Consider the following 20,048-nt stretch of genomic DNA (forward strand, 5'->3'; position numbering starts at 1 on the left):
CCTCACCGGGCCTGCATGACTACAAGACGGACCCCCGCGCCGGGAGGTTCACGAAGACTCGCGGCGGCGACCGGCGCGACGGCCCGCCCCGGGACCGGACGACACCGGAGCGCCACGCGCCGCACACCGCGTCCCGGCCCGCCGGTCGGACGTCTCGCGGGACGCCTCGGACCAGTACGTCGCTGAGCGCGCCGAGCCTGTAGCGCGCACCTGGGTGGGACCACCCCCCTGGGTGGGACCACCCCCGTCGGCCGCGGTGGCGCGAAGTCAGCGGCATCCCGAGAGCCCGGGGCAATGCCTCACGTGAAGTGGTGGGCCGCCCGGTCGGCGGGCCGGGGAATACGGCGCCGGGTCCGGCACAATGGCGGCCATGCACTTTCGACTGCTCGGCCGCCTGGAACTGGCGACCGGTGACGACGTCCTCGCTCTGCCGGGCGCCCTCTCCCGTGCGATCGTCGGCCGGCTGCTGCTGGCCCGCGGCGCGGTCGTGCAGCGCGACGTCCTGGTGGACGAGCTGTGGGAGGACCGGGAGGCCAAGGACCCGGTCAACGCGCTCCAGGTGCAGGTGGCCAAGCTCCGCCAGGCACTGGCCGCGCAGGGTGAGGAGGACCGGCTGCTGTTCCGGCACGGCGGCTACCAGCTGCCGCTGCGCCCGCAGGACGACCTCGACGTCATCGACTTCGAGGCAGCGCTGCGCGACGGCCGCAGGCACCTGGCGGACGGGGCCCACGGCGAGGCCGAGCGGTCCCTGCGGCGCGGCCTGGCGCTGTGGCGTGGACCGGCCCTCGAGGACATCGACGGCCGGCCCTTCGACGCCGAGCGGGTTCGTCTGCACGACCTGCGGCTGAGCGCAGAGGAGGACGCGGCCACCGCGGGCCTGGAACTCGGCAGGGCCGAGGAACTCGTCCCCGAACTCCAGGCCCTGGTGGCGCGCGCGCCACTGCGCGAGCGGGCCCGGGGACGGCTGATGCTCGCGCTGTACCGCACCGGCAGGCAGGCCGAGGCCATGGAGGTCTACGAGGCCGGCCGCCGTGTGCTCGACGCCGAGCTGGGCGTCGCCCCCTCACCGGAGCTGCGGGCCCTGCACGCTTCGATGCTGCGCCACGAGGTGCCGCAGCGGCCCGCGCCCGGCGGGGCGCCCGCGGCCGACGAAGCGCGCCAGGACGCGCCCGCGGGCAATCTGGTGCGCCCGCTCGGTGCGTTCATCGGCCGCCGGGACGAGATCCAGGCGCTGCGCGCGGTCGTCGGACGGGAGCGGCTGGTGACCGTGCTGGGCACCGGCGGAGTCGGCAAGACCCGGCTGGCCCTGGAGACATGCGCACAGGCGCGGAACTCCTTCGACGCCGTCTGGTGGGTGGACCTGTCGTCGGTCGGCGATTCCGGCGTGCTGTCGGCCGTCGCCGCGGCGCTCGGCCTGTCGGACGCCTCGGTCCGTCCCGACCAGCCGCCGCACGACTACGTGCCCCGGCTCACCTCGTTGCTCGGCAGCCGGCGCAGCCTGTTGGCGCTGGACAACTGCGAGCACCTGCTCGACGCCGTCGCCCCGGTGGTCTCGACGCTGCTCGGCCGCTGCCCCTCGCTGACCGTGCTCACCACCAGCCGGGCGCCGCTCGACGTCCCCGGTGAGGTGGTCCACCCGCTCGCGCCGATGTCGGACGAGGAGGCCGGGGAGCTGTTCACCGCGCGCGCCGTGATGGTGGCGCCCGCCTTCCGGGCCGACGACGAGGAGCGCCGCCGGATCAACTCGCTGTGCCGCAGACTGGACGGCCTGCCCCTGGCGGTGGAACTCGCCGCGGCCCACGTCCGGCTGCTGTCGGTGCGGGAGATCGAGCAACGCCTCGACGACCGCTTCGCGCTGCTGGCCAAGGGCGACAGGACCGCCCCCGAGCGGCACCGGACCCTGCGGGCCGTGCTCGACTGGAGTTACGCCCTGCTCGACGACACCGAGCGGGGCGTGCTCGCGGAACTGGCGCTCTACGTCGGCGGCTGCTCCCTCGACGTCGCGGAGAACCTCGGTCCGGTGTCGGACCGCGGCCCGCGCCGGCTCACCGTGCTGGCCCAACTGGTGGACAAATCCCTGCTGGTGCCGGTCACGACCCCGCACGGCAGCAGACTGCGGATGCTGGAGACGGTGCGCGAATACGCGCTCTCCCGCCTCTACGCGGACGACCGGGCGGCGGCGGACGCGGAGAACCGCTTCATGTCCTGGGCGACGGATTTCGTGTACGAGGGCTTCCGCGGCATCGGCTCCGGCGACCAGCAGGGATGGCTGCGCCAGCTGACCGAGGAGTCCGCGAACGTCAGGGCGGCCTCCGACCTCATGACGGCCCGGTCCCGGCACGCCGACTCCCTGCTCCTCGAAGCCCGCCTGGGCTACTACTGGTTCATCAGCGGTCGCGAGGACGAGGGCATCGAACGGCTCCGGCGCACGCTGCGCGCGTACGACGACGCCGCGCCGCGCCGGACGGGGGAGCCGTCGCCGCAGGAGGAGTGGGCGCTCTTCTACACCTTCGCCTGGCTGGCCTGGCTGAACCACGTCGCCGGCCGGCACGCGGAGGCCAGCTCGTACATCACCCGGCACCGCGCCGCCTGGCACGGCGCGAAGAACCCGGACGTCGCCGTCCTCGGCCCCTGTTACGAGACGCTGCACGCCATGCTCAACGGGCGGCAGGAGCTGGAGGAGTTGTTCACGGTCGCCGAGGACGCCGTGGCGGGCACGCGCTTCCACTGGGAGCGGGCCGTGCTGCAGACCAACTGGTCGACCTACTGCCTCCAACGGGGCGACGTCGAGGGCGCGCGCGAGCACGGGCTGGTGGCCGTGACGGCGTCGCGCGCCGGCGCCGACGACTTCGCGCGCGCCTTCTCGCTCATGCTCTGCGGCGATGCCGACGAGTTCGCGGGCCTCTACGACCGGGCCCGCGCCCAGTGGGACGAGACCGCCGACATCTTCAGCTCCGTCGGCTCCCGCACCCGCTGGGCGTACACCGTGCTGCGGCTCGCGTGCCTGGACATCAGGGAGTGGGCGCACGACACCGCGGAACTGCGGCTCGACGAGGTGGGCAGGCTCGCGGAGGAGCTGAGCGCGGACGACCTGCACGCGGCGGTGCTCAATCTGCGTGCCGTCCTGGCCCTGCGGCGCGACCGGCCCGCCGAGGCGCGCACGGCCTTCAGCACGGTGTGGGAATGTGCCACGGCCCCGCTGGACCGCAGGGCGGTGGCCGCCGCGGGACTGGCGTTCCTGGCCGCGGAGCCCGGCGCTGACGCATGGATCGGACGAGCCCGCGCCGCGCACGACCGGCTGCTCGAACCGCTCTCCCGGCGCGCGGTGGGCGTCCTGCTGAAGCGGCTGGAGCAGCCGGCGGGCGACGCCGGTCCGCGGCGGACGCCCGCACTGGAGGAGTGGCTGTCGTCCAGGCCGTCGGTCGTCGCGGCGTTCTGCTGACCGTACGACCGGGCACGCGAGCGCCTGTGAACCACGGCCCACCGGCTCCCGTACCCCCCTCAGAGAGCACGCGGGTGCTCACTGAGCCATCGAGGAGTCGTCATGCCGTTCAAGGGAGAGCTCGCGCAGCCGTCGCCGCAGGAGGCGGAGCTGGCGGGCCACGTCGACGCCGTGTTCGGCATGCTGACCGGCCACTGGGTGGCCCAGACCGTGCGCGCCGCCGCCCATCTGCGGATCGCCGACCACGTGGCGGCCGGCGCGACCTCGGCCGACGAGGTCGCGGCGCGTGAGGGCAGCGACCCGGCGACGACGTACCGGCTGATGCGCGCGTGTGCGTCGCTGGGACTGCTCGGTCACGAAGGCGGCCGGCGGTTCTCGGTCACCCCGCGCGGGCAGGTGCTGCGGGAGGGGGTGCCGGGATCGCTGCGCGAGGCGGCGCTCGTCCAGGGCGCGGAAGGCCACTGGCGGAGCTGGGGCGTCTTCCCCGAGGCCGTGCGGTCCGGCGGCAACGGCGCGGTGCTGGCCCTGGGCCGCAATCTCTTCGAGCACTTCGGCGACCACCCGGTCGAGGGGGCGCTGTTCTCCCAGGCCATGTCCAACATGACGGGCCTGGTGGTCGCGGACGCGGCGGCGCTGCTCGACCTCGGCGGCGCCACCCGGGTCGTGGACCTCGGCGGCGCCGACGGCGCCCTGATCCTGGCCCTCATGCGCGAGAACCCGCGGATCGAAGGACAGGTCTTCGACCTGCCGCACGTCGTCGGTGGAGCGGAGCGGGCAGCCCGCGAGGCGGGCCTCGCCGACCGCTTCACCGCGGTCGCGGGCGACTTCTTCGAGAAGGTCCCGGAGGCCGACTACTACCTGCTCAAGTGGGTGCTGCACGACTGGAGCGACGAGCAGTGCCGCGTGATCCTCGGCAACTGCCGGGAGGCCGCGGCGCCCGGCGCCCGGGTCCTGGTGATCGAGGCGCTGGTCGGTGAGGTCGGCACCCCCGACCCGGCCGCCGTGCTGGACATGAACATGCTGGCCGCTTCGGACGGCCAGGAACGCGACCTCGCCGAGTACGACGCCCTGTTCGCGGCCACCGGCTGGCGCCGCACCGCGGTCAGCCCGACCCGCTCGCTGTACTCGTTGATCGAACTGGAAGCGGTCTGACGGTCCCGCGCCGCTTGCCCCGCGCTTTCGCGGGGCTTTCCCGGCACCCCCGGCCCCGGCAAGCGCGGGTCAAGGGCCGCGCAAGCGGCCCGTCCGACGATCGGCTCATCGCACACGAGACGAGCCGGTGCGGCCAGGCGTGACCCGCGGCCGCGGACCAGGGGACCAGGACCATGACGAGCGCCACACAGACCAGGACCAGGGAAAGCCGTCGGAACCCGGCGATGTCCGGCGCCCGGAACGACGGCGCCCCGGGCGACGGCGGCCGGATCGGGGGCGAGGACTTCATCCGCGCCCTCTACGCCGAGCACGGCACGTACCTGATGCGGGTCGCCACCACTCACCTGCACGGGGACAGACACCTGGCCGAGGACTACGTCCAGGAGACGGTGCTGCGCGCGTGGCGGCACGCCGGATCACTGCACCCGCAGAACGGCAGCATCCGGCCGTGGCTGGTGACCGTGCTGCGCAATCTCGTCGTGGACGGCCACCGGGCCCGGCAGGCCCGGCCCCCGGAGACCTCCGACGCGGTCCTCGACGACATGCCCGCGGCGGAGCAGACGGAGGCCGCCATCACCAGGAACGTCGTACGCGGTGCGCTGGCGGACCTGTCGCACCAGCACCGGGAGATCCTGCTCCACGTCCGCTACCTCGACAGGTCCGTGGCGCAGACGGCCGAAGCGCTGGGCATCCCGCCCGGCACGGTCAAGTCCCGCACCTATCTGGCGCTCAAGGCGCTCAGGGAAGCGCTCGAACACCGCGGTTACACCACCGAGGGCGCGGCTGTCCCCGGCTCACCGGCCGCCCTTCCGGGCGGCCGGTGAGCCGGGGACAGCGGGGTTCACCGCAGGACGGGCGGCTCCGGCCACGCCAGCGCCGAGAATTCCTCGAATTCCGGCAGCCACAATTTCCGGTACGTACGGAGCAGTGGTTCGGGAAAGGCGGGCAGCACGAGATCCGCCTGGTCCGTCGAAAGGCCGGTGCACAGCCACGGCAGAACGAAATCCAGCCGGTCCTGTGCCGCCTGGGTGGCGATGAGATAGGACTCCGCGCGGTTCCAGTCATCGGCGGTCAGGGTACGGTCCGCTCTGGCAAGGATTTCGCGCTCCTCCCAGGCCGCGGCCGCCGCCATTTCCTCGTGGAAACGGATGAGGGAGAAATGCGCGCTGCTGAGCGGGCCGTCCGTTTCCAGCGCGGCACGCAGCTTGCGCTCCGCCTCCTCCCTGGAGGCGTCCAGCGAGGCGAAGCGCCCCTTCACGGAGGCCGTGCTCAGGCCGGCATCGCTTCCCTCGGCGGCCAGCAGGGGCAGGAACAGGGTCCGCACGCTGTCGTGGTGGACGGCCATCACCTCGGTGAGGGTGTCCCACCAGCGCAGCAGTGCCCCGGCCCGCCCGTCCGGCACCCGCGTCCCGCGGGACAGCAGCAGCCGGTAGCGGGACAGTTCCCGCAGGTACTGCTTGTTCATCAGGTGCATCATCGACATGCCGGTCCGCGGCGTCGGCCTCCCGTCGTCGGTCGGTGTCGGCGCGGACGGCTCCAGCCGGTAGATCATCGGGAGCTCCCTTCCCGTAGCGCGGAGGCAGTACGGTCCTCCGCTGGTGTTGCCTTCCTCGGACCCACCCCACCAGCGGGTGCTGTCCCGGGTCTTTCCGGCTTCTGTCCGCCGTCCTGTCGCCGCTGTCGCATGCCCCGGAACAGCGGCGGGCCCCGCCGCCCCCTGGTCAAGGGGGCGGCGGGGCCCGGGGCCGGCCGTACTACACGTCCATGTCGACGACCACCCACGAGGAGAACGTCTGCCAGTGGGCGATGACGGCCTGGTGCGCCGGGTGGTGCATGAAACGCAGGAACGCGTCGACGTCCTCGAAGAGGCTGTTGAGCGCGAAGTCGTAGGAGATCGGCATCCTGTCCAGCGCGTGCCCGCCGAATTCCCACTGGCGGATCTCGGGGATCTCCTTTTCGAGCGCCTCCACCAATTCGACGCCGGCCGCGACATCGGGGTTCTCGGCGGTGACGCCGTCATTGAGCTTGAAGAAGACGATGTTTCTGATCATGGCAACTCCGGATGAATGAGTCATGGGCGCAACGCAGAGCATTACGTCCCGACCGCCGGAAGGGTTCACGCGGAAATTCGCCGGGCGCGCGGCGCGGGCGGCTCCGGCTCGTCCGTTGAACCCGGGGCGGGCGCCGCACGTGTCAGGGATCGACGGCCGCCGCGTATCCGTCCGGGAGGCCGGCCGGATCCGCCCCGGGCCACCGGCCCGTGGACTCGCGGCTGCCCGGTACTCCGACAAGCGGAAGAGGTCATACGCGTGACAGCGCTCGAACCGGCGGTCTCCCTGGCCGTGGACGCCTACCGTACGTGCGAGTTCGTCACCCTGGCCCGGGACGGTACGCCGCTGGCGTGGCCGACGGTGGCGCGACGCCGGGAGGACGGCACCTTCCTGATCACGACATCGCTCGCGTTCGCGCAGAAGGCGCTGAACGTCCGCCGCGACGGCCGCGTGGCCCTGCTGTTCTCCGACCCCACCGGCAGCGGGCTCGACACCCCCGAGCAGGTCGTCGTCTCCGGAACGGCGGCCTGCCCCGAGGAGATCGTGACGTCGCCGCGCGGCGAGGAGGCGTACTGGTCGGCCCTGTTCGACCGGCAGCCCGACAGCCGCCGCTACGTCGATCCCCCCGTCCGCGCCCTCATGGACTGGTACTACCTGCGGCTGCTGATCACCGTCACCCCGACGGACGTCCGCACCCGCGCCCCGCTGTCCGACGCACCGACGGAGGACAGCCACGCCGACGGCGCGTCGGCCGACCTGCCCGGCGCCGCCGTCCTGGCCGATTTCCGTACCGCCGTGCTCGCCGCCCGCGACGCCTCCGGCGCGCCGCGACTGGTGCGGACCCGTACCACGCCGGTCCCCGGCGGCTTCGGCGTCGACCCGGGTGTCGAACGAAGCATCGTCCCCGGCCCGGCCTCACTGCTCGTGCACCGTCACGACGAACGGCTGGCCGGCATCCGCAACGCCCTGGTGCGAGGCGAACTGACACGGACGCCGGAGGGCGGCTGGGCCCTGCTGCCCGAGCGGGTGATCGAGCCCTCGGGCGACGGCCGTCCGCGCGACCTGGTGCGGACCCTGCTCACCTGCCGGCGTACGGCGAAGTCCTATCTGCGGCGCAGGAATCTGGAACGGCCGCGGGTGGACTGGCCGGGCTTCAAGGCTCTCGCCGCCGAATCGGCCGCGCGCGGTGGCCGGACCTGACCGCCGCCGGTCCGTGGGACGCGGCGCCCTTCCGGCCCGCGCTTTCGTGACGCTTTTCCTCCGTCCGGCCGCGGGCAAGCGAAAATTAAGCGGCGACTGCGACGTTGCGGCAATGAACGTTCCGTTGGATTCCCGGCCGGCCGGCGCGTGCGACCGTACAGACCGGCGCAAGGAGATGGTGCGCGAGGCGCTGGCGGGGCTGGCACCCGGACACCGGGAGGTCTTGGTCCGCGTCAAGTACCAGGGTGAGTCGGCGGCCCAGGTGGCCCGCGCGCTCGGGCTGCCGCCGGACACGGTCGTCGCCCGGATCCATCTCGCCGTCGAGGCGTTCGCCGCCGCGCTCGCCCAGCGGGGCTACACCGCCTGAGCGGTGCGACCGTACGGGGAGCGGTGTCTGAACCGCGACCGGGGCCCCGTCCGTATTTCCGGGTGACACTGACCCGATATGCGGCCCGTCCGGCCGTTGCCACCCTGGAGCGTTTCCATGCCGAGCACGCCTGTGGCCGCTGCCACCACCGAGACCAGCATCGCGCCGACGACCGCCGCCGAGGTGGTGGACAGCATGGAACGCATGCACGGGAAACACCCCGGCTTCCGCCGTTCCGGCGCTCGCGGCGCCTGCTTCACGGGCACCTTCACGCCCACGGGCGAGGCAGCGGCGCTCACCACCGCCGGCCACCTCCAGGACATACCGGTCCCGGCCGTCGCGCGGTTCTCGAACTCCGAGGGGAACCCGGCCGCGCGCGACGGCGTCCCGGTCGCGCGCGGCATGGCGGTGCGGTTCGCACTGCCGGACGGCGACGAGACCGACCTGATCGCGATGACCGTGCCGCTGTTCGTCGCCTCCAACCCGCGCCAGTTCCTCGACCTGACCGAGGCACTGCGCCCTGACCCCGCCACCGGCGGACCGGACCCGGCCAAGGTGCAGGCGTACCTGGGCGCCCACCCGCACCTGGTCGAAGCCGTCACCCAGTGCCCGCCGGTCCCCGTCAGCTACGCCACCGCCGCGTACTGGGCCGTGCACGCCTTCGTCTGGACCGACGCGGCGGGCAACCGGCAGCCGGTGCGGTACCGCTGGGAGCCGGAGGCCGGGCGTGCCGAGCTGTCGGAGGAAGAGGCCGCGGCCCGTACCGACCACTATCTGACGGACGAACTGCGCGAGCGCCTGGGCCGCGGCCCGGTGGTCTACACGCTCCGGGTCCAGCTCGGCGAGGACGGCGACCCGACCGACGACCCCAGCGTCGCCTGGCCGCAGGAGCGCACCGAGATCACCGCGGGCCGCCTGGAGCTGACCGGCCCCGTGGACGACCAGCGGCTGTGGGACACCCAGCGCTTCAGCCCGGTCCGGCTCACCGACGGCATCGAGCTGTCCGACGACCCGGTGCTCGCCTTCCGCGCCAACGCCTACGCCGAGTCCTACCGCAGGCGCAGCCGGGAGGGCTGACCGTACGACCGAGGTGAGCCGATCGCGGGGCCTGGTAGAACATACGCAGGCCGCGAGGCGGCCTCGGCCGCCCGGCCCCGGCACGTAAGGACACCGTGGCAGTTCGACCTGCGCACCGGCCGGCGCCCGCGTCTCCCGCGGCACGGGCCCCTGGAACGTGACCATGAACGACGACGGCATGCACCTGCGGCTGCTCGGCCGGCTGGAGCTGGCGAACGGCAACGGTTCCGTCGTCCTGCCCGGCGCGGTCTCGCGGGCGATCGTCGGCCGGCTGCTGCTGGCCGGGGGAGCGGTCGTGCCGCGCCGCACCCTCATCGACGACCTGTGGGAGGAACGCGGCGCGAAGGATCCCGTCAACGCCCTCCAGGTCCAGGTCACCAAGGTCCGTGCCGCCCTCGCCGCACAGGGCGAGGGAAATCGCGTGCTGTTCCGCGACGGCGGGTACCGGTTCGTGCTCGGCCCGCACGACGAGGTCGACACCGCCTGTTTCGAAGCCGCCGTGCGCGAGGGCCGCGCGCATCTGGCGGACGGCGCCCACCAGTTGGCGGCGGACGCCTTCCGGCGCGGGCTGCGGCTGTGGCGGGGCCGCGCGCTGGACGACGTGACCGGCCGGGTGTTCGACACCGAACGGGCGCGCCTGGAGGACCTGCGGCTGAGCGCGGTCGAGGAGGCCGCCGCCGCGATGCTGGAACTCGGCCGCGCCCAGGAAGTGATCCCCGAGCTGACCGCTCTGGTCGCCGAGGCGCCGCTGCGCGAACGCGCCCGCTCCCGGCTGATGCTCGCGCTCTACCGCTGCGGACGGCAGGGCGAGGCCATCGAGGTGTACGAGACGGGACGCCGCCTGCTGCGGGCCGAACTGGGCGTCGGGCCCTCGCCCGAACTGCGCGCCCTGCACGCCGCGATCCTGGACCACGCCCCGTCCCTGCGGGTGGCGGCGCCGACGCGGCCGACCGCGGCGGGCGTCCCCGACGCCGTACGTGCCGCCGCTGAACGGACCGACACCGCATGGGCCCACGCGGCAGCCGCCGGGCCGCGGCCGGAACCCGCCTCCGAGGTCCGTCCCGGGACCGCCGAGGGCAACCTCGGCCGCGCCCTCGGCCCCTTCGTCGGCCGGGCGGACGACCTCCGGGGGCTGCGCGAGACCGTCGGCCGGGAGCGGCTGGTGACCGTCGTCGGACCGGGCGGGGTCGGCAAGACCCGGCTGGCGATGGAGGTGTGCGCGCTGGCGCAGCCGTCGTACGGCGGTGTGTGGTGGGTGGACCTCGCCTCGGCCGACAGCGCGAGCGTCCTCGCCGCCGTCGCGGGCGCCCTCGGCCTGTCGGACGCCTCCGTCCGCCCCGACCAGCCGCCGCACGACCACCTCCGGCGGATCACGTCCTTCCTCGCCGGGCGCCGGGCCCTGCTCGTCCTCGACAACTGCGAGCACCTGCTCGACCCGGCCGCCTCGCTCGTGGCCGCCCTGCTCGGCCCGTGTGCCGCGCTGACGGTGCTGACCACCAGCAGGGCGCCGCTGGCCGTCGCGGGCGAGGCGCTGTACCCGCTGGCCCCCCTGCCCGACGACGAGGCGGCGGAACTCTTCACCGTCCGCGCCGCCATGATCGAACCGTCCTTCACCGCCGACGCGGCGGACGCGGGCGACATCCGCTCGCTGTGCCGCGCGCTGGACGGCCTGCCGCTCGCCGTCGAACTGGCGGCGGCACACGTCCGCATGCTGCCGGTCCGGGAGATCGCGGCCCGCCTCGACGACCGCTTCGCCCTGCTGACCAAGGGGCAGCGCACCGCCCCCGCCAGGCACCGTACGCTGCGTGCCGTCCTCGACTGGAGCTACGCGCTGCTCGACGCCCCCGAACAGCGCGTGCTGACCGAACTCGCCCTGTACGTCGGCGGCTGCTCCGTCGAGGCGGCGGAGGCGGCGATCACCCTGCCCGGCGCGGACGGCGGCGACGTCCTGCACGTACTGGCGCGGCTGGTCGACAAGTCGCTGCTCACCTCGGTCGCCACCCCCGACGGCAGCCGGCTGCGCATGCTGGAGACGGTCCGTGAGTACGCGCTCGACCGGTTGCGGGAGAGCGGCGGCGCGGAGCGGGCCGAGGAACGTTTCATGGCGTGGGCGCTCGGTTTCGTGCGCGAGGGCACCAGACGGCTCACGTCCGGGGCGCAGAAGGAGTGGGCCGCGCGGCTGGGGGCCGAATCCGCCAACATCAGGGCGGCCTCCGATCTGATGATCGCCCGTTCCCGGGCCGCCATGTCGCTGTGGCTCGAGGCACGCCTCGGCTACTACTGGGCCATCAGCGGCCGGGAAGAGGAGGGGATCGACCGGCTGGAGCGGAGCCTTCGGGCGTACGACGCGGCCGCGGGCGGCCCGGCCGCGGAGCCCACCGCCGAGGAGGAACGGGCGCTGGTCTACACCTTCGCCTGGCTGGCCTGGCTCAAGCACGTCTCGGGGCGCCACACGGAGGCACGTTCGTACATCCGCCGGCACGAGGCCGTCTGGCACGCCTCCACCAACCCGGAGATGACGGTGCTCGGCCCCTGCTACCAGACCCTGCACGCCACCTTGAACGATGAGGACGACGTGCCGGAACTGGTCGCCAAGGCCGAAGCCATTCTGGAAGGCACAGGATTCCACTGGCAGCAGTCGATGCTCCAGGGGATCTGGGCGGCCTACTGCCTCCAGCACGGCGACCTCGACGGAGCCCGCCGCCACGGCCGCAACGCCGAGGCGGCCGCCCGCGCCGCCAACGGCGACTTCGCCCGCGCCTTCTCGCTCACGCTCTGCGGCGACGTGGACGAGTGCGACGGGCTGCACGAACAGGCCCGCGCGCAGTGGGAGGAGGCGGCACGGATCTTCCGGCACATCGGCGCGCGCACGCGGTGGGCGTACTGCCTCCTGAAGCTGGTCTGCCTCGACATCGGCCAGGGCGCGCTGCCCGTCGCCGAGGAGCGGCTGGCGCAAGTGCTGCGGTTCGCGGACGAGTTGAGCGCGGACGACCTCCGGGCCGCGGTGTCCAATCTGCGCGGGGTGCTGCTGTTCCACCGGGGCCGGGTGCCGGAGGCGCGGGCGGTCTTCGGGCGGGTCTGGGACGACACCACGTCGCCGCCCGACCGCAAGGCGGTCGCCGCCATCGGCATGGCGGTCACCGCGATGGCGGACATGCCCGAGAGGACACCGCCGCAGGAGTCCCGGATCTGGGCCGACCGGGCACGGGAGGTCCATACCCGGCTCGTCGCCCCCCTCACCCGCGGCGCGGTCGGCGCCCTGCTCGACCGGCTCGACGCGTACCGGGCGTCGTCCGGGGCCGACCGGGCGGCCGAGGCCCAGCGCCTGTACACCTGGCTGGCGTCCGGCCGCTCCGTCCTGGCGGCCTTCAGTTGACAGACGCAGGTCGCCGTGCCGGCCGGGGTACCCGTGGAGGCGCGCGCCGCCCGTCCGGCGTTCTGCCGCCTGGCATGGCCCCGGCAGCGGTGCTGCCGGGGCGCCGGTGAACCGGCCGGGACATCCGCACGTGTTCCGGCGTGAACGCTGACATGGTGACCCGAGGCCGGTGCCGACTGCTCGGACTCCGGCCGCACGACCGAGCGAGGCCCCTCATGACGGACGACCAGCTTCCCGCCCGCACCCTGCGTCCCGCCGAACCCCGGGATCTGGCGGCCGTGGCCGATCTGCTGGCGCTCGCCGGCGCCTCGGACAACCGGCGGGAGACGCTCGAACGGCTCACGGACACCGCGTCGGGAAGCCTCCGGTACGCCTGGGTCGCCGAGCGCGCCGGCCGGATCGTCGGCGCCGCCAAACTCACCTCGCACCTGCTCTTCCCCGGCACGCTGTCCGCGATGGTCGCGGTCGCGGAGCCGGAGCGGCGCGCGGGGACCGGCGGCGCGCTCGCCGCGCTGATCGAGCAGCGGCTCGCCACGGTCGAGGGCTACGGCACGGTGACCTGTTCGCTGCGCGACGACTCGGCCGACGGGCGGCGCTTCGCCGAGGCGCGCGGCTTCACCGCGCACCACCACAGCAAGGGCTGGCGGCTGCCGCTGGCCGCGCTCGGCGACGGCCTCCCCCGGCTGGCGGCCCGCGCCGCCGACGACAGCGGGGTACGGATCCGGCTCGTGACGGACAGCAGGGCGGAGGCGGCGACGATCATGGAATGCGTCGGGCGGACCATGGAATCGCTGCCGATCCCTGCCCAGGAGGGGCAGGAAGTGGACATGAGCCGGGCGGGCGAGCTCATCGGCGACGACGCCGTGACGCTGCTCGCCGAGACCGTCGAGGGGACCGCCGCCCGCGTCCGTGGGCTGACCATGGTCACACCCGAGCGGGACGGCCGCTGGAGCACGGTGTACACGGGCGTCGAACCGGACTACCGGCGGCGGGGCGTGGCCCGCGCGGTGAAGCTGGCCGCGTTCGCGTACCTGGCGGAGCGGGGCGCGTCGGAGGTGGTCACCCACAACGACTCCGGGAACGCCGGAATCCTGGGGCTCAACGCCTCGTTCGCGATGGAGCCGGGGGTCGGCTACTGGACGCTCTCGCGTCGGATCGACGGCTGAGCCGCTCCCGTGCGCGGCGTCACGGCACCGAAGGACCGCCCAGGTAGTGCCCCCGGCGGTCGTAGGGCCAGGCGTTGGCCACGCAGCCGTGCAGTCCCTTGATCTGCTGCATCATCGCCGGGGCAGGCTTGCCCGGTCCCGGGCACCCCTCGTGGCCGTGACCGAGCCGGTGGCCCACCTCGTGGTTGATGACGAGCGCCCGGTATTCGCCGATCGGACCGTCGAACTCGGGCGAACCCCGCAGCCACCGTTTGAGATTGACCAGGACGGTCTTGTCGACGGTGCAGTTCAGCTCGCCCCCGGTGTCCAGACCGGCGTCACCGCACAGCGCGTCCACGGTGCCGGGCGTGGCGATCCGCACGATCAGATCCGCCGGGCCGGAGGCGACGAGCCGGAAAGCGCTGGAACCGTCGGCCGTCCAGCCGCGCGGGTCGGCGAGTATCCGGCCCACCTCGCGGGCGGCGTCGTCGGCGTCGAGGCCGATGGAGTCCTCGACCTCCACCCTGTACCGCAGAGGCGTGCCCTCACCGACCGCTTTCGCCGCCAGGCGCGAGACGGTGAACCGGCCCGAGCCGGACGCCGGGACCGTGATGGGGGAGGCGGTCGTCCCGCCGGCCGGGGACCCGGAGGCGGCCGCGGACGTGGACGGCACGGGACGGACGGCGGCGGGCGCCGCGGAATCCGCGTGCCGAGCCGCTTGGCAGCCGGCCACCGACGCCCCCAGCGCGACCGCGGCGGACGCGGCGGCCAGGAGTCCGGTCAGGCGACGGCGGGTGCTGGAACCCGTCACCTGGCGGGTGGTGTGTCGCACGGGACCTCCTCACGGACAGCGGGGACTGGACTGCCGGGGCCCGCCCCGTCGGACACGGCGGGATCACCGCGTACCGCTAGGCGGGCGCCGGGTGGTGTCAGCGGCGGTGCGCGCCGCAGTGCGCGGCGTCGCGGACCGCCGCGGCCATCGCGTGCTCGCCGAGCGCGTTGGGGTGGGCGGGCGCGGCGGGCGGAGTGGGAACCAGGGGCTCGATCCACCGCTCACCGGCCGGCCGGCACATGTCGTGACCGATGGTGGGCGTGTAGGTGTCGACGTAGCGGACGCCGGCCGCGCGCGCCTGACCGGCGAGCATGGCGTTCAGCCGCTTCTCGGTGTCCCTCAGGTAACCGAAGTCGCCGGCCGCGATCGGCACGGCCGCGCTGGTGCAGCCGACACCGTCCTCGGGGAAGAGGTCGGGGTATCCGACGACGTACACCCGGGCGTGCGGGGCCCGTTGGCGGATGCCGTGCAGTGCCTCGGTGATCCTGGGCGCGATGTCCTGGACGCGCTGGGCGAGTTGGTCGGTGCCGCCGCTGGTGAAGAAGGCGTGGCACGGGTCCCCGGCGGGGTCGCCCGCGGCCAACTGGGCGCAGGTGGCCAGGTTGTTGGAGAAGCCGAGGTCGTTTCCGCCGATGGTGAGGGTGACCACGTCGGTGCCGCGGTCGAGGGCGTCGAACTGCGGCGGCAGCGAGTCCTGCGGTCCCGCCAGCGCGGCAGTGGTGGCCCGCGTACAGCTGACGTCGGTCAGCCGCCACGACGTCGCCGCTGCCAGCACCGAGGGGTAGTTGTGGTCGGAGCGCGCGCAGGCGGCGTCGGTCTGCTCGGGGATGCCGGGCCCCGAGGCGTAGGAGTCGCCGAGCGCCACGTAATCCGTACCGTGGGAGGCGTGGTGCGCGCGATCGTGGCCGGACGGGGCGGCCGAGGCGTCGGCCGCCCCGGTCCCCGCGGCGACGGCCACCGCGGCGCAGAGCACCGCCGCGCCCCGCAGCAGGCCCCGCCGCTTGGTGTGTTGAGTCACGTGTCCGTGTTCCTGACTTTCCGGGCCGGTCGCGCCGGCCGTCTGGTCATGACAGCCGGTGTGATGCGGTACCGGCACAGCGACACACGTCCGGGCGGCGGCGGAGGTTCACCGGCGACCGGGTCCGCCGCCTCGCCCGACAACCGGGTCCGGACCCGGGCCGGTGAGCCGTGGGTCGCGGGCGCGGGACGGTGAACCGAACCGTCGCCGCCGCCGTGCACAGGACCGGAGGACAGGCTCCTTCCGTCCTCGGCACCGGTCGCGCCGCACCGCCGCCCGACCGGTGCCCCGGCCCGTCCCGACCCCAGGAACCGCCACGTGAAGCCCCTTCGCATACTCGTCGTCGGCGCCGGCATCGCCGGACTCGCGCTCGCCCGCGCGCTGGAGAACGGCGGTCTGACCGCCGAGGTCGTGGAGCGCGACACCGCCCCCCACCGGTCGGGCACCGGGATGTACCTGCCGGCCAACGCGGTGCGCGCGCTCGACCGGCTCGGCCTCGGCGGCGAACTGGCCGCGGTCGGCGAACCCGTCGAACGGCAGCGTCTCCTCAACGACCGGGGCCGCGTCCTGGCCGACTACACCCTGGCCGACGTGTGGGGAGACACCGGCCGCGGCCACGCGCTCGCCCGCGGCGACCTGACCAGCATCCTGCGCGGCTCGCTCGTCACCACGCCCGTCCGGGAAGCGGCGGTGGACACCGTCGCGGACGACGGCACCGTGCGCTTCACCGACGGCACCCGGGAGACGTACGACCTCGTGGTGGGCGCGGACGGTATCGGCTCGCAGGTCCGCCGCGGCCTGTTCGACGCCCCCGAGCCGCGGTTCCTCGGCCAGGTCTGCTGGCGCTTCATCGCCGACGGGGTGGACAGCGGCTCGCTGGGCCGGGTGTGGACGGCCCGGCTCGGGCCGGGCCGCACCTTTCTCACCGTCCCCCTCGGCGACGGCCGGGTGTACTGCTACGCGGACCTGCTCAGCGACCGGCCCCAGCCGCCGGCCGGCGACTGGCGCGCGCTCTTCGACGACTTCGGCGGCCCGGTGCCCCACTTGCTGAGCAAGGGGGACGGCGCGCGTTTCGCCCCGCTGTCCGAGGTGGCGGCCTCCGACTGGGTGCGACCCCGCGCGGTGCTCATCGGGGACGCGGCCCACGCCTGCTCGCCGAGCATGGCGCAGGGCGGGGCAATGGCCCTGGAGGACGCCGTGGTCCTCGGCGAGATCCTGACCGGCGCGGCCTCCGGCGGTCCGGCCGCGTTGCCCGAGGCGCTCGCCGCCTACCGGGTGAGGCGGCTGCCACGGGTGCAGTGGGTCCTTCAGCAGAACCACCGCAGGGACCGCGCCCGTTCGCTGCCCGGACCGGTGCGTGATCTGGTCCTCCGGCTCGGTGGCGTGCGCATGGTGAAGGCCAATCACGCGCCGCTGCGCGCGGAGCCGTGAGGCGCACGCGCGCGGCGGTGCCGCTGCCCGGTCGTACGGTGGCCCTCTGATACGGCGGCCGGCCCGGCGGCCTCCGCGCCGTACCCGATCGCTACGACGGCCCGCCGTCACCACTGAGCAGCCGGTCCCGGGCCGGTCCCGGGCCGCACAGGAAAGCCGTGTGCTGGAGCAGCGGGAGACTCGCGGACACCAGCGACGCCGGCGACGAGCCGCCGTACTGACGGCCGCTCGCCACTGCGGTCTCCCTGACGTGCGCGAAGACGGCACGGGTCACCGTGCCCGCCCGCTCGACGGCCGCGCCCACCGTGCGTGCCCGCCCGCCGCGGCCGCCGTCCGCGACGGGTACGACCCTGCCGAGTTCGTACCGGAGGTCGGCGCGGGTCCGGTCCAGCAGAGCGGCGAGTGCCGACTCCCTTTCCCGGTCCACGCGTTCGGACCGGGAGACCTGGGATCCCCGGTCGGCTGCGTCGGCCTGGTCGGCCGCCTCGGCCGTGATGCCGTCGACCAGCCGCCGGACGGCGCCCATCGCCATCGCGGTCACGGCGACGCGTACGAAGGTCCGCTCCTTGATCCGTACCGCCGCTCCCGTGGCGGAAGTGGTCAGACCGAGCGGCACGTACCAGTTGGCCAGCCGGGCCAGAGGGCGGCCCGCCTCGCCCCCCGTCACACCCTCGACGGTGAGCGCCCGCGTGGCGACCACGAAGAGGGCGTCGTCCGTCCGCCCCGCCGTCGTTGTCGTCGTGCGGCTGCCGGGAACCGGCGGGGGACAGCGCAGTGCCAGCCACGGCACGCGGTGGTACTGCCGGGGCAGCACCCACAGCCCGGACAGCAGGTGCCCGTCGGCCGTCGCCACGGCGTCCACGCTGCCCGGCCGCCCGATCGCGGGCACCGCCTGGGTGAGCGGGGCGGCCCAGTTGAAGTCGGCGTTGAACCGGGACCACGCTCCGGCGGGGTCGAGACGGCCGAGCCGCTCGTACCGGTCGAAGGCCGCAGGCAGGCTGCCCCGCGCACTCACCGCCGTGCTGCCGCCGGAAGCAGTGCGCCCCCGGCCGCGCACGGCCGGGGGCGTCCTCCGCGTCGACTCCGTCACACCCGGTACCGCCTCTCGGCTCGGTTGCCGTCTCGGACTTCGACTACGCGTCACCGTTCCGGACGGTTCAGTGAACCTCGCGGAACCGGCGTTCGTACCCTGTGCTGGGGCCTGTTCGTAACGGAAACAGGGGCCGGGCCCGACGGTGGCCCGAGGACAAGATCTCGACGCGGGAGAGCAGCACGGTGGAATGCCCGGAATACCGCACGGCCCTCGCGTCCTACGCCATGGCGGCCCTCGACCCCGCCGAGACGGCGGTCGTCGCCGCCCATCTGGAAGGGTGCGCGGCCTGCCGCGCGGAGCTGGCGGAGGTCGAGGCCGTCACCGAGGCGATGGCACTGCTGAGTCACGACGAGGCCATGGCGGCTCTTGCCCCGCAGGACCTGGACGGCGCGCGGGACGCGGCCACGGGCCCGGCTCCGGCGACCGTGAACGGGTGTGAGGTGCCCGATCCGCCGGTGACCGGCGCATCGACGACCGCCCCGTCCGCGGGCGACGTCGCGCGGCCCCGGGTGCCGCGGCAGGCCCGCGGCGCCGTCGCCCGGACGACGGCGGACGATGCGACGGGAGAGCCCGGGACGGTCCCGGCCACGGCACCGGGGCGCGGGCTGCTATTCCGGGCGCGCTGGGGCCTCGCGGCCGGTGTCGCGGGCATCCTGCTGGGCACGGGCGTCGGCGTCGTCGTCGGCGGCTCCGACTCCGGCCAGGAGGTCAGCGTCCAGGCCGGACCCGTGGCGGCGGGCACGGCCCTCCCCGCGGTCCGCGCCGCGGACGCCACGACCGGTGTCCGGGCCGAGATCTCCCCGGTGTCCACCGGCTGGGGCACCCAGACCACCCTGCGGCTGACCGGCGTCAAGGGCCCGCAGTCCTGCCGCCTCACCGTCGTCTCCAAGGACGGCACCCGGCAGACCGCGCTCACCTGGGCGGTCCCGCCCAAGGGCTACGGACTCCCCGGCTCCCCGAAGAAGGAACTGGTCGTCACCGGCGGTGTCAGCATCCCCTCCGGTGACGTGGCCGCCTACGAGGTCGAGACCGACGAGGGCCGCCGCCTCGTACGAGTGCCGGCGTAGGGCTGGAGACATGAAGAGGGCCCTGTGTGGGGCGGGAACTTCCCGCCCCACACAGGGCCTTGGCGTTGACGCGGCGTCAGGAGGCGGAGGTCACCCAGACTTCGTACGAGTTGTTGCCCGTGTCGGTGGTGCCGTGCGCGCCCATGCCGAGGCCCATCTGGTCGGCGTTGTAGAACATCGGCAGGCCCACCTTGAACGTGCCGTAGAACGTGCGGTAGAGGCCGTACAACTGGATGGGCTCCCACGAGTGCGTATTCGGCACGTCGAACGTCCTGCACGGCCCCGGCGAAACGATCTGCGTGGTGGTGCCGTTCGGCATCGTCGCGTAGATCTGGTAGTTACCCCAGGCGCACAACTCCAGCTTGCCTACGGCAACGTTGGCCGAAGCGCTGCCGGCGGTCGTGCCTACCAGACCGATCGCCAGTGCGAAGGCCGCCCCAACGGTGGCCAGGCGGAGCCTCGTTCGCTTCATGGGACCTTCTCTCCGCCGCTCCTGTGAACGGCACCTCGGGTGATTCCGCTGACGGGCCACGAGTGTGCGTCCCGCCGCTTGCCGGATCGCTGCTTTCCGATTGCTGTGGGTGCTGCGGACGTCGTCCGCTGAACCGGCCCCGGGAGTGGTCCGTAACGAGTGAAGGCGGCTTGTATCCAAGCCGGTTGCGGTTGGTCGGCCCGTTCTTCTTTTCGTTCTGTGGTGTGGGGGTGTGTGGGGGTGGAGGTGGGTGAGTTTGTTCGGTGGGTGTGTTGGTTGTTGACGGGGATGGAGTTTCCCCGGGGTGATGCTGTGCGGTTGAGGG

General features: G+C 73.9%; 16 protein-coding genes. 10 read left to right on the forward strand and 6 right to left on the reverse strand.

The annotated features are described in order from the left end of the window. Nucleotides 1–370: 370 nt before the first annotated feature. From BM076_RS33110 to BM076_RS33120, 3 genes are all read left to right on the forward strand, one after another. Nucleotides 371–3,442 (forward strand): BTAD domain-containing putative transcriptional regulator, encoded by a 3,072-nt coding sequence (locus BM076_RS33110; RefSeq protein ID WP_093717482.1) that lies wholly within the window; start codon nt 371–373, stop codon nt 3,440–3,442. Between the two features lie 102 nt (nt 3,443–3,544). Next, nucleotides 3,545–4,594 (forward strand): methyltransferase, encoded by a 1,050-nt coding sequence (locus BM076_RS33115; protein ID WP_177246739.1) that lies wholly within the window; start codon nt 3,545–3,547, stop codon nt 4,592–4,594. Nucleotides 4,595–4,767: 173 nt separating this feature from the next. Further along, nucleotides 4,768–5,418 (forward strand): sigma-70 family RNA polymerase sigma factor, encoded by a 651-nt coding sequence (locus tag BM076_RS33120; RefSeq protein ID WP_245796612.1) that lies wholly within the window; start codon nt 4,768–4,770, stop codon nt 5,416–5,418. 17 nt (nt 5,419–5,435) lie between these two features. Here the strand turns inward: BM076_RS33120 and BM076_RS33125 are convergent, their stop codons facing one another. Both BM076_RS33125 and BM076_RS33130 read right to left on the reverse strand, forming a co-directional pair. Beyond that, the gene (locus BM076_RS33125) at nt 5,436–6,146 is read right to left on the reverse strand and encodes a hypothetical protein (protein ID WP_093717461.1); all 711 of its coding nucleotides are present in this window, start codon (nt 6,144–6,146) and stop codon (nt 5,436–5,438) included. A 202-nt stretch (nt 6,147–6,348) separates the two neighbouring features. Next, on the reverse strand, nt 6,349–6,645 hold the full coding sequence (locus tag BM076_RS33130) for a Dabb family protein (protein WP_093717462.1): 297 nt from the start codon (nt 6,643–6,645) through the stop codon (nt 6,349–6,351). 258 nt (nt 6,646–6,903) lie between these two features. Between BM076_RS33130 and BM076_RS33135 the strand changes: the two genes are divergently transcribed. From BM076_RS33135 to BM076_RS33155, 5 genes are all read left to right on the forward strand, one after another. Beyond that, nucleotides 6,904–7,845 (forward strand): pyridoxamine 5'-phosphate oxidase family protein, encoded by a 942-nt coding sequence (locus tag BM076_RS33135; protein ID WP_245796613.1) that lies wholly within the window; start codon nt 6,904–6,906, stop codon nt 7,843–7,845. A 112-nt stretch (nt 7,846–7,957) separates the two neighbouring features. Then, nucleotides 7,958–8,212 carry a sigma factor-like helix-turn-helix DNA-binding protein gene (locus BM076_RS33140; protein WP_093717464.1) on the forward strand — a complete coding sequence of 85 codons (255 nt, stop codon included), beginning with the start codon at nt 7,958–7,960 and terminating at the stop codon, nt 8,210–8,212. 117 nt (nt 8,213–8,329) lie between these two features. Next, nucleotides 8,330–9,289 carry a catalase family peroxidase gene (locus BM076_RS33145; RefSeq protein ID WP_177246740.1) on the forward strand — a complete coding sequence of 320 codons (960 nt, stop codon included), beginning with the start codon at nt 8,330–8,332 and terminating at the stop codon, nt 9,287–9,289. 163 nt (nt 9,290–9,452) lie between these two features. Further along, nucleotides 9,453–12,665 (forward strand): AfsR/SARP family transcriptional regulator, encoded by a 3,213-nt coding sequence (locus BM076_RS33150; RefSeq protein WP_245796614.1) that lies wholly within the window; start codon nt 9,453–9,455, stop codon nt 12,663–12,665. A 215-nt stretch (nt 12,666–12,880) separates the two neighbouring features. Next, nucleotides 12,881–13,831, forward strand: coding sequence for a GNAT family N-acetyltransferase (locus BM076_RS33155; RefSeq protein ID WP_093717466.1), 951 nt, complete (start codon nt 12,881–12,883; stop codon nt 13,829–13,831). A gap of 19 nt (nt 13,832–13,850) precedes the next feature. On the opposite strand, the gene BM076_RS33160 is transcribed toward BM076_RS33155, so the two are convergent. Both BM076_RS33160 and BM076_RS33165 read right to left on the reverse strand, forming a co-directional pair. Continuing rightward, the gene (locus BM076_RS33160) at nt 13,851–14,642 is read right to left on the reverse strand and encodes a DUF3152 domain-containing protein (protein WP_245796615.1); all 792 of its coding nucleotides are present in this window, start codon (nt 14,640–14,642) and stop codon (nt 13,851–13,853) included. 97 nt (nt 14,643–14,739) lie between these two features. Further along, nucleotides 14,740–15,660 (reverse strand): SGNH/GDSL hydrolase family protein, encoded by a 921-nt coding sequence (locus BM076_RS33165; RefSeq protein WP_177246741.1) that lies wholly within the window; start codon nt 15,658–15,660, stop codon nt 14,740–14,742. 318 nt (nt 15,661–15,978) lie between these two features. On the opposite strand from BM076_RS33165, the gene BM076_RS33175 reads away from it, so the two are divergent. Beyond that, complete coding sequence (locus BM076_RS33175; protein WP_093717468.1) at nt 15,979–17,091, forward strand: FAD-dependent monooxygenase; 1,113 nt, start codon at nt 15,979–15,981, stop codon at nt 17,089–17,091. Between the two features lie 91 nt (nt 17,092–17,182). On the opposite strand, the gene BM076_RS33180 is transcribed toward BM076_RS33175, so the two are convergent. Continuing rightward, nucleotides 17,183–18,106 carry a hypothetical protein gene (locus BM076_RS33180; RefSeq protein WP_177246742.1) on the reverse strand — a complete coding sequence of 308 codons (924 nt, stop codon included), beginning with the start codon at nt 18,104–18,106 and terminating at the stop codon, nt 17,183–17,185. 260 nt (nt 18,107–18,366) lie between these two features. Here BM076_RS33180 and BM076_RS33185 point away from each other — a divergent pair, with 260 nt between their 5' ends. Continuing rightward, entirely contained in the window at nt 18,367–19,251 is an 885-nt protein-coding gene (locus BM076_RS33185; protein WP_093717470.1) for a zf-HC2 domain-containing protein, read from the forward strand. 76 nt (nt 19,252–19,327) lie between these two features. Here the strand turns inward: BM076_RS33185 and BM076_RS33190 are convergent, their stop codons facing one another. Further along, entirely contained in the window at nt 19,328–19,723 is a 396-nt protein-coding gene (locus tag BM076_RS33190) for a hypothetical protein (protein ID WP_093717471.1), read from the reverse strand. Nucleotides 19,724–20,048: the final 325 nt, after the last annotated feature.

This window comes from Actinacidiphila alni (genome assembly GCF_900112845.1).
In the GTDB taxonomy this organism is placed as follows: domain Bacteria; phylum Actinomycetota; class Actinomycetes; order Streptomycetales; family Streptomycetaceae; genus Actinacidiphila; species Actinacidiphila alni.